General features: G+C 40.3%; 15 protein-coding genes. 6 read left to right on the forward strand and 9 right to left on the reverse strand.

Features of this window, described 5'->3' with window-relative positions:
* Nucleotides 1-278: 278 nt before the first annotated feature.
* From AB0756_RS34500 to AB0756_RS34510, 3 genes are read left to right on the forward strand one after another with little or no spacing between them, the layout of a single operon-like run.
* Nucleotides 279-416, forward strand: coding sequence for a hypothetical protein (locus tag AB0756_RS34500; protein ID WP_162002295.1), 138 nt, complete (start codon nucleotides 279-281; stop codon nucleotides 414-416).
* Nucleotides 389-1,147: an RNA-guided endonuclease InsQ/TnpB family protein gene (locus AB0756_RS34505; protein ID WP_082051640.1), complete on the forward strand. Its 759-nt coding sequence runs from the start codon at nucleotides 389-391 to the stop codon at nucleotides 1,145-1,147. Before AB0756_RS34500 ends, AB0756_RS34505 begins: the two co-directional genes overlap by 28 nt.
* A gap of 41 nt (nucleotides 1,148-1,188) precedes the next feature.
* Nucleotides 1,189-3,051: a mechanosensitive ion channel family protein gene (locus tag AB0756_RS34510; RefSeq protein ID WP_408019926.1), complete on the forward strand. Its 1,863-nt coding sequence runs from the start codon at nucleotides 1,189-1,191 to the stop codon at nucleotides 3,049-3,051.
* A 127-nt stretch (nucleotides 3,052-3,178) separates the two neighbouring features.
* Here AB0756_RS34510 and AB0756_RS34515 read toward each other — a convergent pair whose 3' ends face one another.
* The 8 genes from AB0756_RS34515 to AB0756_RS34550 all read right to left on the reverse strand — a co-directional run bounded on the left by AB0756_RS34515 (nucleotide 3,179) and on the right by AB0756_RS34550 (nucleotide 15,795).
* Nucleotides 3,179-8,680 (reverse strand): trifunctional serine/threonine-protein kinase/ATP-binding protein/sensor histidine kinase, encoded by a 5,502-nt coding sequence (locus tag AB0756_RS34515; RefSeq protein WP_038088413.1) that lies wholly within the window; start codon nucleotides 8,678-8,680, stop codon nucleotides 3,179-3,181.
* A 73-nt stretch (nucleotides 8,681-8,753) separates the two neighbouring features.
* Nucleotides 8,754-10,766: a sensor histidine kinase gene (locus AB0756_RS34520; protein ID WP_038088417.1), complete on the reverse strand. Its 2,013-nt coding sequence runs from the start codon at nucleotides 10,764-10,766 to the stop codon at nucleotides 8,754-8,756.
* Nucleotides 10,767-10,892: 126 nt separating this feature from the next.
* Entirely contained in the window at nucleotides 10,893-11,123 is a 231-nt protein-coding gene (locus AB0756_RS34525; protein ID WP_137986190.1) for a hypothetical protein, read from the reverse strand.
* Nucleotides 11,124-11,273: 150 nt separating this feature from the next.
* Nucleotides 11,274-12,095, reverse strand: a complete 822-nt coding sequence (locus AB0756_RS34530; protein ID WP_038088420.1) for a superoxide dismutase — start codon at nucleotides 12,093-12,095, stop codon at nucleotides 11,274-11,276.
* 185 nt (nucleotides 12,096-12,280) lie between these two features.
* On the reverse strand, nucleotides 12,281-12,694 hold the full coding sequence (locus AB0756_RS34535; protein WP_038088423.1) for a hypothetical protein: 414 nt from the start codon (nucleotides 12,692-12,694) through the stop codon (nucleotides 12,281-12,283).
* Nucleotides 12,695-12,906: 212 nt separating this feature from the next.
* A complete protein-coding gene (locus AB0756_RS34540) occupies nucleotides 12,907-14,337 on the reverse strand; it encodes a hypothetical protein (RefSeq protein ID WP_038088426.1) in 1,431 nt (476 codons plus the stop codon).
* 130 nt (nucleotides 14,338-14,467) lie between these two features.
* Nucleotides 14,468-15,256 carry an FHA domain-containing protein gene (locus AB0756_RS34545; protein WP_038088429.1) on the reverse strand — a complete coding sequence of 263 codons (789 nt, stop codon included), beginning with the start codon at nucleotides 15,254-15,256 and terminating at the stop codon, nucleotides 14,468-14,470.
* Between the two features lie 320 nt (nucleotides 15,257-15,576).
* Nucleotides 15,577-15,795 carry a hypothetical protein gene (locus AB0756_RS34550; RefSeq protein WP_137986189.1) on the reverse strand — a complete coding sequence of 73 codons (219 nt, stop codon included), beginning with the start codon at nucleotides 15,793-15,795 and terminating at the stop codon, nucleotides 15,577-15,579.
* Between the two features lie 292 nt (nucleotides 15,796-16,087).
* On the opposite strand from AB0756_RS34550, the gene AB0756_RS34555 reads away from it, so the two are divergent.
* From AB0756_RS34555 to AB0756_RS34565, 3 genes are all read left to right on the forward strand, one after another.
* Nucleotides 16,088-17,251 (forward strand): pyridoxal phosphate-dependent aminotransferase, encoded by a 1,164-nt coding sequence (locus tag AB0756_RS34555; RefSeq protein ID WP_237266050.1) that lies wholly within the window; start codon nucleotides 16,088-16,090, stop codon nucleotides 17,249-17,251.
* A gap of 886 nt (nucleotides 17,252-18,137) precedes the next feature.
* Nucleotides 18,138-18,500, forward strand: a complete 363-nt coding sequence (locus AB0756_RS34560) for a four-helix bundle copper-binding protein (protein WP_038088564.1) — start codon at nucleotides 18,138-18,140, stop codon at nucleotides 18,498-18,500.
* A 91-nt stretch (nucleotides 18,501-18,591) separates the two neighbouring features.
* On the forward strand, nucleotides 18,592-19,386 hold the full coding sequence (locus AB0756_RS34565) for a CBS domain-containing protein (protein WP_038088567.1): 795 nt from the start codon (nucleotides 18,592-18,594) through the stop codon (nucleotides 19,384-19,386).
* 11 nt (nucleotides 19,387-19,397) lie between these two features.
* Here AB0756_RS34565 and AB0756_RS34570 read toward each other — a convergent pair whose 3' ends face one another.
* Nucleotides 19,398-19,940 (reverse strand): cupin domain-containing protein, encoded by a 543-nt coding sequence (locus tag AB0756_RS34570; RefSeq protein ID WP_038088438.1) that lies wholly within the window; start codon nucleotides 19,938-19,940, stop codon nucleotides 19,398-19,400.
* Between the last annotated feature and the right edge of the window lie 20 nt (nucleotides 19,941-19,960).

The raw sequence follows: 19,960 nt of genomic DNA on the forward strand, positions 1-19,960 counted from the left end.
AGCATTCCTACTCTTGTAAGGAGCGATCGCATTTTCAAAACTCGTCGCATTCAACATACAAATCGGCGCATCTCAGTAGCGATCGTCAAAGCCCAAAACGAACTTGCAATTCGCAAATGGAGGGCTAGTAACTGTAACTTAATCTCTATACAAAGCTATGCAGGGCTCGGCAAAATTGCAGAGCTTTTTGATTTTGTATTCGGGATAGATACGGTGTTCTCGACTGGTGAGATAGTCATAATATAGACATGATATGACTACATAGGAAAAGGGGCAATATGGTACACCGAGATAAATGGGTGAAAGTTTTACTCACCGAACTAGAGCTAACTAAGCTGGAAAAGTATGCCGAAGCGCAAGGATCGAACAAGTCACAAGCAATTCGAGAATGGATGAAAGCGTTGCCATGTTATTAGGATTTAAAACCGAACTAAAGCTAAATAATCGGCAACGAACAATGATGTTAAAACATTGTGGGGTTGCACGTCATGCCTGGAACTGGGGATTAGGATTAACCAAGCAGCTCCTAGAGCACAATAAAGTTAACCCAGACGATAAAATTCCATTCCCAAGCGCAATTGAATTGCATAAATGGCTAGTTGCACTAGTTAAACCTGAGAATAAGTGGTATTACGAATGCAGTAAATCCACACCGCAAATGGCGTTAAGAGCGTTGCGAGTAGCATGGAAAGATGGCTTGGAAAAACGAAAGGGAGTACCCAAGTTTAAGAAGAAAGGGAAACAGGATTCTTTTACCTTGGAAGGGACAATCAAAGTAAAAGGAGTGAAAAGAATTCAAGTTCCGGTAATAGGAATTCTGAAAACTTACGAGAAAGTACCTTCCGTTCCTATCAAGACTTGTACGATTTCCCGTGAAGCTGACAGATGGTTTATCAGCTACAAAGTAGAGGTCAAGGATTTAGAGCCAGGATGCTCCCTAACGTGGATGCATCCCGATGTAGGGGTAGATTTAGGTGTTAAAGCATTAGCCACTCTCAGCACTGGAAAAGTGTTTGAAGGAGTAAAAGCTGACAAACAGCATAATTTGCATAGGTATTTCGGAGCGGTGAAGCAATCTGGGCAATCTGTGGAGACCGATCCATTGGTCGCCTCTTGGCGAAACGAACTTGTGCGATTGCGAGGTTAGCGCATTGTTGATTCATTGCATGAGGTGGAATGGCACTCAAAATGAAATCAATGAACATGAAGGAATGGATTTCTCAAGTCACTCTGGCGATGGTGGCGCTATTATCAATTCCTCAGAGAGATGTGTTGAAGACAGATAAGTTTTTTATATTTATGTTTTTATTCCATCAATTCTGCCGATTAATCATTCGGTTTGTGCCGATCGGTTTAACGACGATCTTGCTGGTGCTTGGCTCTTGTGCGATCGCCCAGAGCCAACTCCCCTCACTATCAGCATCGACTGCCAATGATTCCCTGAATCCTCCATCTACAGTTAGCCGCTATGGGGAGTACGAAACAGCTCCGATCCAATCGCCTTTAGATAAAAACAAATTGTTTGATGTCACTTCTCCCACGATTTTTAATCGTGATAAAGTCCCGGAAGGAAAACTCCCGATTGAAGTCCGGGCACAAGAGGTGAATGAGCGGTTGTGGAGGATTCTCACTCGAACCCTAAGTGCTAAACAGACACCAACTGTCACTGTCGCCATCTTGAATAATCGACCTGTCCTTGAAATTCATAACGATCAATTCACCCGTCCGATTCGCTTGGTAACCGTAACAGAAGCAGATGCCGACTTTAATGGCAAAACCCCGGACAATTTAGCCCAGGAATGGCAAAAGATTCTTCAAGATGAAATGATTCGTTTCAAGCAGTTAGCGTCACCGAAAGCCCTTGCTCAGCGTATAAGACAGGCATTTCAAATCTTGCTGGGCCTGTTGATTGCTAGCACTACGATTTGGTTTCTGAGACGAATGTTAACCCGTCAGCAACAAATCCTAGAAGCTCGTTATCAACGGCAACTAGCAGTGCTTGCAGAAGCGGAAAAAGCACGGAAATCCGAAGCAATCGCTTCATCAGAAACTACGGAAGGAGAAATGAAAGCAAGAGAAATTGCAGATTTGCGAGCGCAATTTTTGACAACTTTACAACACCAATTTAGTCTGAATCGTCAATTAGATATTAACAAATTTCTCAAATGGGCACTGTTATGGATTTTCATTTTGATGTGGTATATCGGCATTGCTAACATCATATCCACAGTCCCCCTATTGATGCGATGGACTCTTTACGTATGGGCAACACCACTCGCATTGATTGCGATTTGGTTTGGCATTAGTTTAGCGCTCCGCATCAGCACCAGTGCAATCGAGATCTTAATGCATTCAGTGAAGGCAAATCCCCTCCTCCCGTTTGGAGAAGTACAACGAATTGCTCTAAGAACTACAACGATTGCGTCTGCTTTAAAGGGATTCGTTAGTTTTGTTTTGGTGATATTAGGAATTATTTGGACTCTCAGTTTATTCAATGTTCCAACCAGCTCAATTTTTGCAGGAGGGGCAGTCATTGCTTTTGCGATTTCGTTTGGTTCCCAAAGCTTAGTGAAAGATCTCATCAACGGATGCTTGATTTTGATGGAGGATCAGTTTGCCGTGGGCGATGTGATTCAAATTGGGGACAAGAACGGACTGGTAGAAAATCTTAACCTACGAGTGACTCAGTTGCGAAATAACGAAGGTCAATTAATTACCATTCCTAATAGCAACATCACGAATGTCAGCAATCTAACCCGCCTCTGGTCGCGAATAGACTTTTCTATTGTAGTTGCCTATGAAAATGACCCAATACATGTGCTTGATGTCTTGCGGCAAATATCCAAGCAACTGTATAGCGAACCTGAATGGCGAGAGATCCTGCCAGAGCTACCAGAAGTCCTGGGCATTGATGACCTCTCCCATACAGGAATGCTGGTGCGCGTTTGGATAAAAACGGCCCCAATGGAACAATGGCGCGTTGGGCGAGAATTCCGTCTACGTGTTCGACAAGCCTTTGAAGCAAACAATATTCAGATTGGCATCCAATGAATTACTTACAACACGGATTTGGCTGTCACCCAGTAGTTTGACCGGGTCTTAAATTCCATAATCAGTAAACCAAAAAGTTTTTCCCAAAGAGCGATCGCAGACTATGAATCAAAGCTAAATCAAAGCCCTACTTTAGAGGAATCTCAATAATAAACTCCGCTCCCAATCCCGATTTTGAAACGCAAGTTAATTGACCTCTATGTTTTTCTACGACAATAGCATAACTAATGGATAATCCCAAACCTGTTCCCTTTCCAATAGGTTTAGTTGTAAAGAAAGGGTCGAATATTCTTGGTAGAACTGTTTCCTCAATCCCACAGCCATTGTCAGCAATACTAACAATAGCCTTTTGAGTCTCTTTCATACCAGTACGAATGGTAATGGTAGGTTTTTTGTTATGGGAGGACTCATGACACCACATCTGCTGTAAAGCGTCTATAGCATTGTTCAGCAAATTTATAAACACCTGATTGAGAGCAGAAGCATAGCAAGTTATTTCTGGTATCTGAGCATACTCTTTAATAACTTCAATTTTGGGATATGGATCGCTTGCTTTCAATCGGTGCTTTAATAGCAACAACGTACTATCAATACCGGAGTGAATATCTACTGATTTCTTTTCGGCTTCATCTAAACGTGAAAAATTACGTAATGATAGAACAATCTGTTGAATGCGTTTGGCTCCAAAGTGCATGGAGGCTAGTATTTTTTGCAAGTCAGACAATAAAAAATCAAGCTCAATATCTGCTTTTTTTTCTTCTATTTCAGGGTTTGGATTTGGATAAAACTTCTGATAGAGTTTTACCAGTTCAATTAAGGATATAACATATTCGTTAGCAGGAGTTAGATTGCTGTAAATAAAGCTAATTGGATTGTTGATTTCGTGAGCAATACCAGCTACAAGCTGTCCCAGACTAGACATTTTTTCAGTTTGAATGAGTTGAGATTGAGCTGAATAAAGTTCTTGCAATGTTGTTTCTAGCTGATTTGCCTTCTGACTTAATTCTTGAGTACGTTCTTCAACTTTTTGCTCTAAAGTGTGAGCATAATCTTCTAACTTTTCGTTGGCTTGTTTTAGCTGGTTGCTAGTTTGTGATAAGTGAGTGTAGAGTTGGGCGTTTTCTAGAGCAATAGCGGCTTGAGTTGTAAGGAGCTTCAGAATTTCTAAGCGCTCGTGTGTAAAGACTCCTGTTACGAAAGTACTTTCCAAATAAAGTATACCAATCAATTTTCCTTGTTTAATAATGGGAGTACACAAGAAACTTTTGGGTTGATTCAATTGAATATATGGATCGGACTCTAAGGAAATTTGAGCCACAGCGCTATCAATAACAATAGTTTCTAAGCTCCGAGACACATAGTGAATGATAGAACAGGGAATTTCTAAGCTATCATCTATTGGTATTGATTGCAGCACTCTAGGTTGAATCTCTTGCGAGCCTTCTGACTTGGCAATCGCCTCTATCACCCAATTATTATCCTTAAGTAACATCAAAACACATTTATCTGCACCTGCATTCTTCATAACCACTTGTATCAAAGTGGAGAGTAATTGCTCGAGATGAATTTCACCAGACAATGCTTGAGAAGCTTGTACTACCGTCATCATGTCTAAAGAATTTAAAGCAGTTGTACTGCTAGCAAAGACTTTTGTGGATAGCGAGAGAGTGGGATCTGATGGTAAGTGCGATGGAGATGGAGTTAAGATGGAATTCAGCAATTCTGCATAGCGGGTTTCCAAATCTTTCACTTTTGCCATTGCTCCCCAGCGTATATAGCAATAATAAGCTTCAGTTAAATACACTAAAGCTATTTTTTCTTTTTTACATTCTAAATAAAATTTAGCTGCTAATTCGTTAGCTAGGGCTTCTTCTTGAATATAGCCTTGTTCTTTAGCTCCAGCGATCGCGCGATCGTAAAAATCAGCAGCTTGCCAATATTGTCCTAATAATTTAGCTTTTTCAGCCTTTACTAAATCATATTTGTGTTGAAAGTTACTAGGTGCATACTCCGCCCATTTTTTCATTTTCTGCTGATTCATACCTACAATTCTTAGGTATTTTACCTGCTGGCTTTTAGTGACATGGGGATAATCGGCTAGGAGGGCTAATGAATAGTAGAAGTTATGCAAGCAGATAGTAAATAATCCAAGAGCTGCTTCAGAATATTTTTTTCCTATAGTTGCTATATTAACAGCATGACTATAATTGTGAAATAAGTAAAGGATAATGAGTTTAACTAAATAAGCAGCAAAGAGTGACATATAATTTTTCTCTTTCTGCCAAATTTTTAACAAAATTTCCTGTTCGGAATCTTCGGTTGAAAATAGAGACTTATTATCGGTATTTGATAAAACTTGTAATTTGAAGGTTATTTGTTGCCAAATTTGAGCGTAGGCGATCGCAAACAAGTGTTTGTTTTTTTGCAAAAAATCAATATAATTTAATTGCTGCTTTTCAACAACGTCTAAGTGTTTTTCCACTATAAATAAGTTTTTACAGTAGTGCATGGCACTGTAACAAGCCCATTCTACATCTCCAAATTCCAGACCACTTTGTAAAGCTTTTAAGAAAAAATCACACGTATTTATAGCAGACTCTTTCCAAATTCTAATGTGAGCATTAAACATAACATAAACTTTAGCTTTGAGTGCATTAGCATGGAATTTTTCTAAAAACACGAGAGCTAATTTGCCAGCATGATATCCGGACTCAATATCTCCTTTGTTGCATAAAAGCATTCCATAAAGAACATAAGCATAAGCAGCTAATGCAGAATAACCATTTTGAGTACAAAGATTTACCATGGTTTGGATTAACTGCGGTACCATTTTCGGCTTAGCAATATAAACAGGCGGATATAAAGCTGTTAATATTTGTAAAGCTGCTAATTTATAGGGGTCTGTCATGACCGCAATATGTTCTAAATCTGTTAATGCAGGTAACGTAGGAGTAGAACTTTTATGACTTTGTTTTACCCATGGAACTTCCAGCATTTCCAAAACTTGCATTCCTGTATCAATGGCTTTCAGCATCTGGCTTTGAGTTTGATAAAGCTGTATTTTTAACTGAAAAGCCTTTACTCGATCGAGCACGGTTATTGCTTGTTTCTGGATAAGTTCAGTCAGTTCCATTGCTCGTTCGCAATTGGTGTTTAAATATTCTGTTTCTGCTGCTTCTAGATAAACTGCTAGCGTTATCTCATAGTGATTTTGCCAGCTATCGGTATCTAGCAAGGAAATTGCATAATTGAAATATCTTACTGCTGGTTCATAAGCAGTCGATAGTTTAGCTTTACAACCAGCGTTAAAATTGAGTTTAATCAGTTGATATTTTTGGCATTGCTCGTTGATTAACTGAGCAGCGATGTTAAGATGATTGACGATATCAAATATTATCTCTTCTTGTTCTTCATCAGACGTATTCTTCAACAAGAGTTGACCAATTTTTAAATGTATGAATTGTTTTTGACGATCCGGTATTAAGAGATAAGCAGCCTGTTGCACGCGATCGTGCGAAAATTGATAAGTAATATTTTCAATGTTTTGGGTAACTGACCAAATATTTATTTTTTCTAGAAATAGATTATCCGTTATATCTGTTTCAGATATTTTTTGAAAAAATTTATAAGCTTCATTTTTTGGAACTATAAATCCTTCTTGTAAGGCTTGCCATAAATAAAATGCTGTTTCTATTAGAGAGTGCTCACAAACAATCGATAATTTTTTTAAATTAAAAGAGTTACCAATACAAGCAGCAAACTTCAAAACTTCTTGAGTTTTTTTAGGTAAATTCTGTAATTGGATTTTGAGAAATTCAACTACATCATCTGCCAATACCAAATCTCTAATTTGAGAAATGTCACATTCCCAAGAACCAGTTTTAAAGTTAAATTTTATTAACTCGTTTTCATTGAGAGATTTGAGAAAATAGTTAATAAAAAAAGGGGTTCCTTTTGTCTTTTGATACACCAACTCCATAAGAGTTTCTGCTATTTCGGAAGAGCAGATAAGAGTATCAGCAATCAGATGTTTAATATGGCATTTTTTCAGAGTTGATAGAGTTATTGTGTTGATAGTGACTGAGAGCTTACCAATCTCTTCTAAGGTCGCCAGAAGAGGATGTGCTGCGAAGACTTCATTATCTCGATAAGCACCAATAAGTAATAAATATCGAATGTCAAATTCACTCAGCAATAATTGTAATAGTTTTAGAGATGCTGAATCAGCCCATTGCAAATCATCGAGAAATATAACCAAAGGATGGTCTTGTGTAGTAAAAACTTGAATAAATTTTTTAAATAGTAAATTGAATCGATTGGTAGCTGCATTTCCTGAAAGTTCTATGACAGATGGTTGTTCGCCAATTATATTTTCTAATTCGGGGATGACATCAATAATGACTTGTCCGTTTTCTCCTAAAGCTAATAAAAGTTTTGCTTTCCATTGTTGAAGTTGTGCATCACTTTCACTCAGTAGTTGCTGGATTAGATCGCGAAAAGCTTGCACAAATGCAGAGAAGGGAATATTTTTTTGGAATTGGTCGTACTTCCCCCTGATAAAGTAACCTCGTTGACGTACAATGGGTTTTTGAACGGCATTGACAACGACTGTTTTACCAATCCCTGAAAACCCCGCGACAAGCATGAATTCTGTCTTTCCCGCACAGACTCTGTTAAAGGATTCAATAATAATGTCTACTTCCTTTTCCCTTCCATAGAGTTTTTCAGGAATCGCAAAGCGTTCTGAGATATCTTGTTGTCCCAATTCAAAGATGTCAATAGACTGATTTTCTTGCCACTGATGCAAACATTTTTCTAGATCGTGCTTTAAGCCCAAAACGTTTTGATAGCGGTCTTCTGGATTTTTAGCTATCAGCTTGCTGATTATATTTGAGAGGACTAAAGGAATTTCTGGGTTAATGCTATGGGCTTTTGGTGGTTGTTTTGCCAGATGGCTGTAAACCAATTCTATTGGATCGCTTGAGCAGAAAGGTAGTTGTCCGGTAAGGAGTTCAAAGAAGGTCACACCTAAGGAGTAAAAGTCACTGCGCCAATCAATTCCCCGGTTCATGCGCCCAGTTTGTTCTGGAGATAAATAGGGTAAAGTTCCTTCTAATAAGTTGGGGCTAATCAAGGTAGGATTTTCTCTAGGCAGCAGCGAAGCAAGACTGAAATCTATCAGTTTAACTTGGTGAGTGGTAGGATTAATTAGGATGTTTGAAGGTTTAATGTCTTTGTGAATAATTCGATGGCGATACAATCCGTCTAAAGCTGTCACAAGCTGAAGAGCAATATGAAAAAATTCAGTTAAAAAAACGCTATTTCTTTCTAATCTCCAGTCAAATAGAGAAATTCCTCCAAAATCTTCCATGATGAGAGCATAACTATTTCGGTAGGTTTCCAGGCTGTAAGTCTGAATAATACCCTCAAGGTTCAAGTCTTTGGCGATGGTATACTGATTGCGAAATTGAACCTGTTCGTTAAAGCTAGGATACTCGCTTCGCAGGAGCTTGATAACAACTGGTTTTTGGTCTGCGCTCCTAAGTCCTCGAAAAACTAGAGTTTTTATACTGGAATAAATTGGCTCGTAAATTTGATAACCAGCTAGTTTCAGCACAAAGACTTCCATTTACATAACTTTTTTCTGCTTCCATAGCTTATAATTCCCATTTAGTTTGTGGAATTATCATTGGAGCAAAAAGTTACAAGGACTCAAGAACTGGCTGCTCGACGGGAATTTGAATGATGAATTCTGTTCCGCTCCCTGGTGTGGAAAGGCATTTCAACTGACCCCTATGTTTTTCAACAACGATTTGATAACTAATTGACAGTCCCATCCCCGTACCTTTGCCTACAGGTTTTGTTGTAAAAAATGGGTTGAAAATTTTTTGACTAACCGTTTCAGACATTCCAACGCCGTTATCTGCAATGACAATTTTCACTTGTGACTTTGAGTCAAATTCCGTTGCGATCGCAATCCGACCGGGAGAGCAAGCTGTACCCGGCTTATTGCGGAAACGCCCTTCTACAGCATCAATTGCATTTGTCAGAATATTCATAAACACCTGATTGAGTTGTCCGGCGTAGCATTCCACCAATGGCAGATCGCCGTAATGTTTAACAACCTCAATTTCTGGGTGTTCTGGTTTGGCTTTAAGCCGATGTTGTAGAATCAGCAACGTACTATCAATCCCAGAGTGCAGGTCAACGGGTTTGATCTCTGCCTCATCCATGCGCGAGAAGATGCGAAGCGACTGTACAATTTCCCGGATACGCTCGGTTCCCATCTTCATTGAAGCTAGAATTTTGGGCAAATCTTTTTCAAGATACTCTAAATCGATCTCCACGAGGGTCTGTTCTATTTCTGAATCGGGTGGATACTTTTGCTGATAGGAATGAATCACGCAGAATAAATCTCTCATGTACTCGCTCAGATGAAAAACATTGCCGTGAATAAAGTTCACCGGATTGTTGATTTCGTGGGCAATACCCGCTACTAACTCCCCCAGACTTGACATTTTCTCAGTTTGTACCAGATGAGATTGAGTTTGGGCAAGGTGTTGTAAGGTTTCTTGTAACTCCTGCGTTCGTTCTGCAACTCGTTGCTCTAGGCGATCGCGTGCTTCTTCTAGTTGGTGAGTGCGTTCTGCCACTTTCATCTCCAAAAATTGATTGGCAGTTTCAGCTTCAGCTTTGGCTTGCTTCAATCGGGATTGTTCGGCAGATTGCACGGACACCAAAACAGCAATAAGCATCCCCGTCAAACTTACAACAGCAACTGCAATGCCATCCAACCAACTCAGTTTAGACTCAATATTTTCACGAGGAATGACCAAGGCAAGTGACCAGTTAGCATGAGTCAGAGGCATGAAAGCAATGTACAACTGCTTGCTTTCCATTTGGACTAGCTCAATCCCTCGCTTGCGCTTTACCATCTTTTGTGCGATCCTCGCCAAACTTGGCTCCGATGATTCTACTAAACTGGGGGCAGGTTTTTCCTCAGTTGACATCAGGGCTCTATTTGGATGAACGATCGCCTGTCCTCTGGAATTGAGGGCAAAAGCATAGCTACCATGACCGTACTTTAAACTATTGACTGCCTGAGCTACGCGATCTACTGTTACTGCTCCATGCACAACACCAATAGGCGAACGCGCTAACTTTTTACTACTGTAAATGGGCGCAGAAATTGAAATGGACGGAAGCCCCGTTGCACGAGCAATCACCGGGTCATCAACATAAATTTCTCCCAACATCGCCTTTTGGAACCACTGGCGATCTCGAACATTTGCCCGTAGGTTTGTAGCAGTACTATCACGCAAACCATCTGGGGTAGTTAGCCCGAATACGGAAAAATCTTTGCTTCGAGCATCTTCCGCCTTTAAATAAGATTGAGCAACTGACCAATTTACCGAGCGAACTTGCTCTGTATAGGCTAACATATCAATTCTAGTTTTGAGAGTTGCCAGCCAACTATCAATTTCATCAGTGCCATGCTCAACCTTTAACAGAGCGTTTTGCTGCAAGTTTTCTAAGGTTAGCTTTCGCGTAACTTGGTAGCTGAAGAATGCTCCGACACTCACTCCCAACGCTGTACCACCCACAACAAGGTGAGACAGCAAATTGCGCCAGGATTTTACCCAGTTGTGTATAGCGAGAGATCGGCACGTTGACCGAGTTCTAGCAGTTAGTCGATCGGTTTTGGATGCAGGCATGGAGAGTTAAAGTTAAGCAGGCGCAATATGAACTACTCTTAAGATGCCCATGTCTCTCATCTTTCTAACTAACTTTTCATGTAATAGCTGTAAATAGAAAAGAATTGACTAAAAATATTCTCATACCTAAAACTGCTTTTGCGCGAATAATAAAGCTCTCCTGCAATCCTCACAGACTCCTGTAGAGTCGAGATTCATGGGTCGGAAATGTTTAATCAAATGGTAGCGACCAAAAAACTGTTCGGGTGCTTCTCTTTGATACCCAATAGTTTGACACCAGACGCATTGAACCATCCATTTTCGTGTACGTGGGTCATTCAAATGCCATTGCGGATTTTTGTCTTGGCTTCTTGTCATGCTGTTTTTTATTGCCAAATATCACTGCCGATCGAGAAAAAACTTTTGAAAAAGTAGATAACTGTAGTATGTTTTTGTAGTATAACCGATAAAAGTCTTGTAAAGTAGTTGGGTTAAAGAAGAAAACCCAACCACATGGTTCTAACGATTCTAAGTCTGTTTCTGTGATGTGACTTGTGCTCGCTTGTTAACTTCCGACCAGTTCACCACGTTCCACCATTTCTCTAAGTACTCAGCACGACGGTTGCGATATTTGAGGTAATATGCATGTTCCCATACGTCATTACCTATAATCGGGTAAGATCCCTCAGCAATTGGGTTGTCTTGATTGGGTGTCGATACAATTTGCAGTTGACCTTGGGGATTACGCACTAACCAAACCCAACCACTACCGAATTGCTTTGTTCCTGCTTCGTTAAATTGTTTTTTAAAAGCATCAAAACTACCAAAAGTTTGATTTATTTCTGTTGCGATTGCGCCTGTTGGTTCCCCACCACCTTGGGGACTCATAAGTTGCCAAAAAAGAGTGTGATTGAGATGTCCGCCTCCATTGTTACGTACTGTGTTACGAATATCCTCAGGTACGCCGTTTAAGTCACGCAATAGAGATTCTACACTTTTGCTTTGCAGTTCGGGATGCTTCTTTAATGCATCGTTCAAGTTGTTGACATATGCTGCGTGGTGCTTGTCGTGATGCAGTTTCATGGTTTCTTCATCAATGACTTTCTCTAACGCGTCATAAGCATAGGGTAATGGCGGTAACTGTGCGGGGGTTTCTAGTTCGCGATCGACATAGGCTACAGGTAGAGTTTGTGTGGTTTGAGCTTGTGTTGCTGTTGGTGTTGCTCCCGGTGTCTCTGTAGAAGACTGTGAGTCAGCTGTTGGTGCTGTTGGTTGACAAGAAGCGAGTAGTGCAAACAGCATGATTCCTACCAAAAGGTAGCTGATTTGTTTCCACAAAAACCTCACCATATTTAGGCTCCAAATCCATATATTAATACATCGCAGGCTGTGATTAGCACAACACTCAGTATATGATTCTTCGTTGTTTTACGATAAGTAAGTTTGCTCGAATCATCTTCACCGATTTGTAGTTGCGCTATCTTTACAGACAACTACAAACCGAAGCCAACGATTTTAGGATTTGTTCTATAGTTTTATTGTTGATTCTTGTCTACTGAACTCAAAGGAGTATTGCGATCGACTTTCACCTCAAATGTTTGACTGTTCACTGTCACAACACTTTCGACAATTGGTGTCGTGCCACCAGGCGCTGTACCCTTAAAGGTAAATGTCCAAGTTCCATCACCATTATCTACACAAGGGACTTGTTCAATAGGTCCGTGCATTGAGTTTTCTGCACGATAATTCTCGATCCCTCCATTAGCGGCTTCCGCTGCTTGACGAGCAACATTTTTAGCTCGACCCAAAGCAAGGATTTTATTGGTAGCATCAGGTCCTATTCTTGCTTGAGCAGTGCAGCTACTATTCGATTGAGCGTGCGTTGGCAAAACATTAAAAGCTAAAGTCAAAAAGACAAATGTAGCAGAAATTGCACTAAATTTTCTCATGACAGGAAGCAGGAAAATATTGAGTGTTGTTGATGTAATAAAAATAACATAATATTAGAAGGCTCTTATTTGATTTTTGAAATATACGTAGGGTCAGCATTGCCCACCCTACATTAAACCTTTTCATAAAAAAATAGCACTCCTCACTGAGTTACAAACACCTCTTCCTTGTCTCCCTTGTCTCCCTTGTTCTGACTCAAATAAGATTGCTATCACTTCTTCTTCTTTTTCTGCTTTCCCTTTGAAGACGTATTTCTATCAAACAGATCTGCTGCTTGCATGAGGGGAGACTTTCGCTTTTTGGGTGGCTTTTCTGGTTTTATATCGGGTGGCTCGAATAGTCTTGGATTTGGCAAAAATGGGGCTTCTTTGTTATCAGTTATATCTGAATTAAAGTCTTTAAATTGATTGTAAAAAGATTCAAGATTGCCTTTACCTGGTTCAGTGGCAAGAGGGGTTACTTTTTCAATACTGCTGGCAAACAAAGCAGCTTCAGCAGTGAAATCAGCCTCAACAACACTATCGGGAGGTAACCAACGATGGACAAAATCTAATTGCCACAAGTACCGCTCGAAAACCTCAATCATTTTTGGTTTCAGTACACTTGTCACAGCAATAACCTCTTGGTGTATTGCTTGTCCGATGACTTGCTTGTTCAATAAAAAGTCATAGACATAAGGAATTCCCCAAAGTACGGCTGCTGCTTCAACCTGACCATCAGATAACAGTCCCCCAATCAATTGGGCAATATGTTTGTCTAATGTTTCTTCAGAAAAAGTAAAGAAGCGATCGGGATAACCCAATTCGTTGCGCGGTAACTCTCGCGCACTCAAAAATTCAAAAACAGAGCCCCAAATTCTTTGGCTTGTGATAAAACTGACTTGTTTTTGAGCAGCCATATAAATAGAAAACGCCAATGATAAAGCACGTAGATTATCATCCCGTTTCTGTTCTGATTTAAAATCAGTAAAAAATTGTTGGTTGATTTCTATTTCTTTAGTTAAGTTGCGACGAACTTCCGCAATCCAAAGTTGAGGTTCTTCCGTTACATACTGCTTGGCTGCATCGCCAAATGCATCCCAATCAACTGCTCCACCTTGTTGTAACTCTCGGTAAACTGTTTCCATAAGATCGATTAGGATGACGCCTGCTAGTTCATCCTCTGTACCGGGAAGTACTTCTCGTGAATTTTTAATAGGCTGATAAGTACTCTTGCATAAATCAACGATTTCCCGCGTTGCACCATAAAATCGCAGATACTCAATAACGGAAGACATCATGCGATCGATACCGCTAACAGGATCGTTCTTAAATTGAGCCAGACAAGATCTCAAGAGTTCTGGTTGCTTGGAAAAAAGGTAATACTTTACCCGCAGGCTATCCAGATATTGAAATTCGCGAGCATAAAGATCGGGTTGCTGGTGCTGCACTTTTTCAATCAGTGCTAGAGCATCTGAAATGAGATTATTGCTATCTATCTCATCAACGAGTTCTACAAGCAACATCCCCAAATCGCATTCCTCAATCGCTCTTGGTGGAATTGCATTTTCTAGCGCCTCTACCATCAACAAATGTTTGTCTTTTGCAGAAGCTGCTTCGTAGTTCTTGCACCACTGTTGGGTGTTGGTCAAAATTAAAGACATAATTTAAAAGGATAAAGGATAAAGGATAAAAAAATTTACCTTTCATCTTCAAAAAAAATGAATATCAATCCCCAAATTTGTTTATGTATTTACTCTACACTTCATCCTTCACACTTTATCCTTCAAGAAGTTATTTTTTTCGCATCTTGCCAGGGAAACTGAAATTCCACAGTTTCTCGCTAGTATACAAGCGATATCCAGCTATTATCAGACTGGAACCTGCAAGGATAGCTAACAGGGGTATTGGTGCAAAGGCTTTTTCTGTAAACAACATAATTGAGATTCCCAATCCCATCAAAAGCCATCCTACGTTCTGGTTGATACGTGGTAAAGATAACGCTCCTACGGCTACAGCGCACAGTATAACACCAGGAAGACGCATTTTAATCCCAATGGGTATATTGATTGCTAAAATCACTACACCTAAAAGCATCACCATTACGCCTGCAAATTTGTTAGAACGCTCTACAAGAGATGGCTTGCTGTTTGCCAACAATTCAACCTGAATCACTGTAGGTAAGTGGTTCAACGCAGTTTGCTCGGATTGGACAACCGGAGTCTGCTTATTCAAAAACAAAAATGTGACGTTCCCTCCCGATCCCAAATCGATTTTGTCACCAAAGTTGAGTTTGTGGCGCTTTCCTGGCTTCAGCCTGATGCTGTTGACAAACGTACCATTTGCACTGTTCATATCTAGGAGATAATAAGTGCCTTTTTCTACATGAAGTTCCGCATGAAGACGAGAAACAAAGTCAGCATTGGGTAAGTTAACAACGTTGATATCTGGTGCTATTTGGTCTTTTGGTTTACCAATACGAAGAACAGTAAAATTTAATGGCAAGTCAAACGAAGTGTTCGTTTGAACGTGAAAAAGCTCTAAACTCAGTCCTGTAGGCTGTGCTCTTGTTGTATTGTGCATAACTTGTTCTACGGCTTCATGTATTAATTCATTGAGAAATTCCGATTCATGTGTCTCAATTGTAATACCTGCACTGCCTGTAAATTATTATATTTAGGTAATTTATTGTAGAAAACACGCAAAGTCAAGCACCTGGGTCAAAGGCTTGTACCAACAAGCGTTCAGCTTAATTGCTAGACTGAGGCAGCTTGGGTTTTATCAAAACTTGATATAGACAAAGATTGTATAAATAAAAACTCATGCATGATCGAGGTCGATCGCGCCTCAGATATCAGCTAACAGAAGAAACGCCGAATCTGCCAACCTCATTCACAAGTCCCTCAGTCACCACCACCGCAGTCACCACCACCGCAGTCACCACCACCGCAGTCGCCACCATCGCTACCGCCATCACTACTATCGCTACTACTCCAGTTTCCAAGATCGATACTCCACGAGCTGCTATCAGTATGACCGATGTTGCTACGTTTTTTGTTGCCAACAATGCTTGTACCAGCCAAAATCGCTCCTACTATTAACAGTCCAATAACAAGCTCCATTTTGATCTCTTCAATATAAATTGCTAAGGGGGACATATTATGACTTCAAAACAACCTATTCTCTTTTCGGAAAATATTATTTATTAAAAATCGCCCAAAATTGACAAATTGTAGAAAATTTTCTTTTAATCTAGTGGGCAATCCCCAACGCTACTCCTTGCTACAGGCTGTCGTCCCTTACGTAACCGATGGTCTGGTAACTGCGAGCCAATGTCATAAATACAGTACTTAAATCAAGCAACCGTATATTAAACTTGAGACTTATGATGAATGAAGCGATAAGGTGGCTCAGGTGCAAAAGCAAAAAATTTCCATCAAAGCAAGTCAATTTACAGAATCGGTCATTCGTGAAATGACCCGAATTGCATTGCAACACAACGCTGTAAATTTAGCACAGGGCTTTCCTGATTTTCCCTGTCCGGAAGAATTGAAACAAGCTGCCTGTGACGCAATTACAGCAGATATTAACCAGTATGCCATCACTTGGGGCGATCGCGCTTTCCGTCATGCCTTGGCAGAAAAAGTTCGCTGGTATCTGGGTTTAGATATTGACCCCGAACGGCAAATTACAGTAACTTGTGGTTCGACAGAAGCCATGGCAGCTACAATGCTTGCTACTGTAAATCCAGGCGACGAGGTTATTATCTTTGAACCTTATTATGAAAATTACGGACCCGATGCAATCATAGCAAATGCCACTCCCCGTTACGTGTCCCTCAATCCACCTGATTGGACATTTGATGAAGCCGAATTGCGTCAGGCATTTAGCGATCGCACAAAAGCTATCATAATTAACACGCCCCACAATCCAACGGGAAAAGTGTTTAGCCGTGAAGAGCTAACTTTAATTGCCGAACTTTGCCAAAAATGGGACGTACTGGCATTTACTGACGAAATTTACGAGCACATTCTCTACGACGGAAGCCAGCACATTGCAATAGCAACCTTACCGGGAATGGAAGAGCGGACAATCACCATTAATGGGTTGTCTAAAACTTATAGTGTAACGGGTTGGCGCGTCGGGTATATCATAGCAAATCCAGAATTAACTGGAGCCATTCGCAAAGTTCACGACTTTCTAACTGTCGGTTCCCCCGCACCCTTGCAACGGGCTGGGGTAGCAGCAATGAAACTACCAATTAGTTATTATCAAGAACTAGCAAACCTTTACCAGGAAAAGCGAAACAGTATAATCCAGATTTTAGATAAAGTAGGAATGCCTTACTTTATTCCTAAAGGAGCGTACTACATTTTTGCAGATATAACTTCCTTTACTAACAAAACTGCTATGGAATTTGCTACGTTTTTAATTAAAGAAATTGGAGTAGCAGTAGTTCCCGGTTCTAGCTTTTTCTCCAAACCAGAGGCTGGACAAAAATACATTCGATTTTGTTTTAGTAAAAAACCTGAAACTCTAGCTAAGGCGGGAAATCGTTTATTAAAATTGCGAGATTAGAAGAGTGGTCTTTATTGCAACTATAATAAAGGCTTATGACTAAAGCCTTTATTCCAGGACTAAACTCTCCATCATAACCCGTCGGTAAAGATACTAAATAACCTGAAAGAAGTTCCTGACTTCGGCAGGTATCTACGTAATGCAGGAACAAGTGCGATCGCTTCCTTAGTGCTACCTGGCTTGTCTTTTATGCCAATGATAGCTACTACAGCAAATCTAACGCTCCCCCTCTTTCAGACGTTGAGCAAGTAGACAGTCCTCAAAGCTCAACGCTTTTTGATCTAGAAAACGGGAGATTGCCCCGAGCGATTGTAGCTTTGAGGGAACATTCAAGTTCAGCAGACTTTTCCAAAAGTGCAGCTTTGATACGAGCGGGTAGGTCGTTGACAAGCCTTGCGATCTGCCCTCTGGGCAGGAGCGAAGCTATCGCTTCTGGAGTCATGTGTTGAGTCGTGAAGGCTTGATTCATAATTCTTTGGGGATTTTGACGTTGTACGGGGGATGGCTGCTTTGGAGAATAAGAATCACTAAAAACCTTACGTTTATTTAAGATTTGTATTATAAAAATCGCTTTTTATTTACGAAATAAACTCAATTGTCAAGAAAATCTTACAAAACATTCAACCTTAATTCCCATATATCCCAATCTTACAATTTGTTCTACAAATCTCCTTACTTTAAGGGGAGATTTTTACCTTAAATTAGCAAGCCTTTGTCACGTGGTAATAGAAAAAGTACACTAAATTGTGTGAAATTGAACATAAAATTCCCCTAAATTTATCGATAAAGTCATGTTTAAAATTCTGTCATAATTTCCTGATTGACATTTAAAAAAGACACGGTTAATGTACGAAATAAGTCCACTATCAGGAGGAATTTACTTATGATGATGATGATGATGAATGAAAACATGACAGCTGAAATGCAAACTTGCATGCAGGCTTGCATGGACTGCCACAAAATGTGCATGGAAACCATGACTCACTGCATGACAAAAAGTGGCAAGCATATGGACATGGGCATGATGAGCATGATGCGTGATTGTTCTGAAATGTGCATGATGGCAATGAATATGATGATGAGTGGTTCTGAGTTCATGCATCGAACCTGTATGCTTTGTGCGGAAATGTGCGAGAAGTGTGCAATGATGTGCGAACAAATGAGCGACGATTCCAAGATGATGGAATGTGCAGCTGCTTGTCGCAAATGCGCTGAACACTGCAAGATGATGGGAATGATGCACGCTTAATGATTTCGACCTAGCAGAAGGTTATCTGCAACCTAATATTCAAGCGCCTGGGCTATTTTGGTCTGGGCGCTTGACGTTCGATCGCGTAAAAATGAAACATTTAAAATCTCGTTCTCAAGATTTAAGAAACCTGTTTGAAAACAGCATTACTATTGAATATGTGGCTGAACCCCTCAAAGCAGTTCCAGCAGATGCAGATGTAGCAGAAGTCTGGCATTGGATGGTCATACAAGATTTTGATGTCATTGGAGTAGAGTCAGAAGGTGCTGTTAGCGGTTATCTAGAACGGAACAGTTTGAGAGACAAACAAGGTAAGTGCAGCGATTACCAGAAAGTTTTTCACCCAAAAGAATTAATTGCTATCTCTACACCTTTAATGAAGTTATTACCTATCTTGCAACAGACTTCCAGACTTTTTGTGCTTGATTGCAACAGAGTCAGTGGAATTGTCACCTATGGAGACTTGCAAAAAGCACCAGTCAGAATGCTCCTGTTTGGTTTGTTGACCCTACTGGAGATGAATCTGCTTCGTTTGGTAAGACGTTACTACTCCCAAGATTCCTGGCAAAAAGTTCTAAAATCAGAGAGGGTAGAAATTGCCAGACGGCTGTGGCAAGAGAGTCAAGAAAGAAACGAAGCCACAGATTTACTTGATTACATTCAATTTTGTGACAAGCGGGAATTAGTTTTGCAGCAACCAGAACTACTCAAACAGCTTGGGCTGAAATCCAAGCGTTCTGGAGAGCGTTTTTTAAAATCTGCCGAACACTTGCGAAACCGATTGGCTCATGCTCAAGATTTAGTCAGTGGTTCTTCTTGGACAGAGTTGATATCTTTGGCAGAAGCTATGGAACAGTTGTTAGTTCGATGTGAAGATATTGAATAATTGATTAGTTGTTAGTGGTCGCTGACTGCTGAAGTCCCGGTGTACTGTGGTACCCAACCGTCTGCAGTTGTGAAATAGCGTACTGCTTTGCAATGTAATGATGCGGATGGACTGGACCAATGTTCTACTCTGGCTGGAATGTGAATGTAGTCTTGCGATCGCAATAAAAGCTGTACCTGGGTGCCATCAGGACGTACAAAGCCAAAAATCATTTCCCCTGCTAATATGTAGAGGGCTTCAGGAGCAGTATGTACGTGGTAACGGTTATAGGTGTCGATCAGCATCTGAAGTTGGGATAGCCCTGGATGCAGGGTTAGCAGGTCACTCCAAAGATAGTTTCCTTCTTGTTTGAGAAATTCAAAAAGACTGTCATGAATTTCTAAAATATAATCTTTCTCTTGATTTGTAAGAATTTCTTGTGAAATTAGGTCTGGCAAAAATACCGAAGTGCCTGGATCGTAGTGTTTGAGATATACCCCAAGTGGAGAGAGTTCTCGAGAGATTTCAACTAGATTGCTTTCGACTGTACCGTCTTCTAAGAGTAAGATAGCCATTCTATAATTATTAAATTACT

Origin of the sequence: Tolypothrix campylonemoides VB511288_2, assembly GCF_045999855.1 — a bacterium.
Classification (GTDB): Bacteria; Cyanobacteriota; Cyanobacteriia; order Cyanobacteriales; family Nostocaceae; genus Scytonema; species Scytonema bouteillei_A.

Coding starts and splice junctions, on each gene's coding strand:
- AB0756_RS34510 (WP_408019926.1), top strand. CDS start 1,189: ATGAAATCAATGAACATGAAGGAATGGATTTCTCAAGTCACTCTGGCG.
- AB0756_RS34565 (WP_038088567.1), top strand. CDS start 18,592: ATGAAACATTTAAAATCTCGTTCTCAAGATTTAAGAAACCTGTTTGAA.
- AB0756_RS34505 (WP_082051640.1), top strand. CDS start 389: ATGGATGAAAGCGTTGCCATGTTATTAGGATTTAAAACCGAACTAAAG.
- AB0756_RS34535 (WP_038088423.1), bottom strand. CDS start 12,694: ATGAGAAAATTTAGTGCAATTTCTGCTACATTTGTCTTTTTGACTTTA.
- AB0756_RS34540 (WP_038088426.1), bottom strand. CDS start 14,337: ATGTCTTTAATTTTGACCAACACCCAACAGTGGTGCAAGAACTACGAA.
- AB0756_RS34550 (WP_137986189.1), bottom strand. CDS start 15,795: ATGGAGCTTGTTATTGGACTGTTAATAGTAGGAGCGATTTTGGCTGGT.
- AB0756_RS34560 (WP_038088564.1), top strand. CDS start 18,138: ATGATGATGATGATGAATGAAAACATGACAGCTGAAATGCAAACTTGC.
- AB0756_RS34500 (WP_162002295.1), top strand. CDS start 279: ATGGTACACCGAGATAAATGGGTGAAAGTTTTACTCACCGAACTAGAG.
- AB0756_RS34530 (WP_038088420.1), bottom strand. CDS start 12,095: ATGGTGAGGTTTTTGTGGAAACAAATCAGCTACCTTTTGGTAGGAATC.
- AB0756_RS34525 (WP_137986190.1), bottom strand. CDS start 11,123: ATGACAAGAAGCCAAGACAAAAATCCGCAATGGCATTTGAATGACCCA.
- AB0756_RS34520 (WP_038088417.1), bottom strand. CDS start 10,766: ATGCCTGCATCCAAAACCGATCGACTAACTGCTAGAACTCGGTCAACG.
- AB0756_RS34570 (WP_038088438.1), bottom strand. CDS start 19,940: ATGGCTATCTTACTCTTAGAAGACGGTACAGTCGAAAGCAATCTAGTT.
- AB0756_RS34515 (WP_038088413.1), bottom strand. CDS start 8,680: ATGGAAGTCTTTGTGCTGAAACTAGCTGGTTATCAAATTTACGAGCCA.
- AB0756_RS34545 (WP_038088429.1), bottom strand. CDS start 15,256: ATGCACAATACAACAAGAGCACAGCCTACAGGACTGAGTTTAGAGCTT.